Genomic DNA, 1,763 nt, shown 5'->3' with positions numbered 1-1,763 from the left:
TCCCCGACGGTGGCCCGAGGCGCCGCAGCCCTCACACCCCTGAACTGCCCACCGATCTTCGAGGAGAAGGTATGACCGCGGCGCCCGCTGCATTCGATCCGAAAGCGGCGACGATCGTCGTCGTCACACGACAGCGACGATCTCGGCGCCTTCCTTGCGCAGGGCTTCGACGGCCTTGAGCGCGGACTGGCCGGTGGTCGAGGTGTCTTCGAGCACCACGACGCGCTTGCCCTTCACGTCTGCGCCTTCGATCTGACGGCCACGCCCGTGGTCCTTGGGCTCCTTGCGCACGACGAAGGCGTCGAGCGGGGTGTCGGTGGCGACCGACGCATGCAGCACCGCGTTCGCGATCGGGTCCGCACCGAGGGTGAGGCCGCCGACCGCCACGACATCGAGGTCGCCGATCAGGTCGAGCATGATGCGACCGATCGCGGGAGCGGCACGGTGGTCCAGGGTGAGCTTTCGCATGTCGACGTAGTACGTCGCCTGCTTGCCGCTGGAGAGGGTGAAGTCGCCGTGGAACACCGCCTCCGCCTTGATGAGGTCGAGAAGTGTCTGGCGGTCTGCGTCGAGTGCGGTCACGGCATCCAGTGTAGGAGGCAAGCCGGCGTCGACGGGATCCGAGACTTCGGATGCATGAGGCCCGACCGGATGCATGAGAACCGGGGCCGCACCGCTCATGCGCCCGTCCAGCACTCATGCAGATGTCGGTGAGGAACGTCCGTTCGGCGGTGATCGGTGTAGGAGGTGGGCCCTAGGCTTGAGGCATGCGCTTGGCCACCTGGAACGTCAACTCCATCCGCACCCGCGTCACCCGCACCGTCGAGTTCACCGTCCGAGAAGACATCGACGTGCTGGCGATGCAGGAGATCAAGTGCAAGCCCGAGCAGTTCCCCTACGCCCCGTTCGAAGAGGCCGGGTACCACGTCGAGGTGCACGGGCTGAATCAGTGGAACGGCGTCGCGATCGCGAGCCGGCTGCCGGTCACCGATGTGCGCACGTCGTTCGACGGGATGCCGGGCTTCGCGAAGGGGCATGAGGGGCCGGATGCGCCGCTCGAGGCCCGCGCGCTCGGCGTGATGGTCGAGGGGGTGCGGGTGTGGAGCCTGTACGTGCCGAACGGCCGTGCGCTCGATGACCCGCACTACCTCTACAAGCTGCACTGGCTGGAGCAGCTAAAGAAGTCCACGGCCGTAGAGCTGTCGGCGAACCCCGATCTTCCGCTCGCTCTCGTGGGCGACTTCAACATCATCCCGTTCGATGTCGACAACGGCGACCCCGACATCGTGATCGGTCGGTCGACCCACGTCTCCCCGCAGGAGCGCGACGCGTTCTTCGCGTTCCAAGACGCCGGCGTCACCGACGTCGTGCGCCCGCTCATCCCCGAGGGCTTCACCTACTGGGACTACCAGCGTCTGAAGTTCCCCCGCAACGAGGGTGTCCGCATCGACTTCGTGCTGGGCTCGCGCACTCTCGCTGAAGCGGTCAAGGGCGCGTCCATCCACCGCGACGAGCGCAAGGGCGAGCAGCCCAGCGACCACGTCCCGGTGGTCGTCGACCTCGATTTCGGTGGCGCCGATGACGACGACGACCTCCCGATGATCTTCTCCTGAGTGCCGATCCCATGAGCGTGCGGCTGATCGCCACCGATCTCGACGGCACCCTTCTCGACTCGACGCCCGCCGTCACCGCACGCACCCGTGCGGCCCTCGACGCGGCACGGGAACGCGGAATCCACGTCGTGCCGGTCACGGCGCGTCAGC

2 protein-coding genes and 1 pseudogene are annotated in these 1,763 nt (G+C 67.1%); 2 read left to right on the top strand and 1 reads right to left on the bottom strand.

Features of this window, described 5'->3' with window-relative positions:
- Positions 1–129: 129 nt before the first annotated feature.
- Positions 130–582: pseudogene (gene pyrE / locus KZA10_RS14125) on the bottom strand (orotate phosphoribosyltransferase); the annotation flags it as partial.
- 185 nt (positions 583–767) lie between these two features.
- Between pyrE and KZA10_RS14120 the strand changes: the two are divergent.
- Together KZA10_RS14120 and KZA10_RS14115 are read left to right on the top strand one after the other, a co-directional pair.
- Positions 768–1,613 carry an exodeoxyribonuclease III gene (locus KZA10_RS14120; RefSeq protein WP_218683195.1) on the top strand — a complete coding sequence of 282 codons (846 nt, stop codon included), beginning with the start codon at positions 768–770 and terminating at the stop codon, positions 1,611–1,613.
- A gap of 11 nt (positions 1,614–1,624) precedes the next feature.
- The coding region (locus KZA10_RS14115; RefSeq protein WP_218683196.1) for an HAD family hydrolase at positions 1,625–1,763 on the top strand (139 nt) is incomplete at its 3' end.

The organism is Microbacterium sp. BF1 (assembly GCF_019279095.1).
Lineage (GTDB): Bacteria > Actinomycetota > Actinomycetes > Actinomycetales > Microbacteriaceae > Microbacterium > Microbacterium maritypicum.
This window is presented reverse-complemented; position numbering and strand designations above follow the sequence as displayed.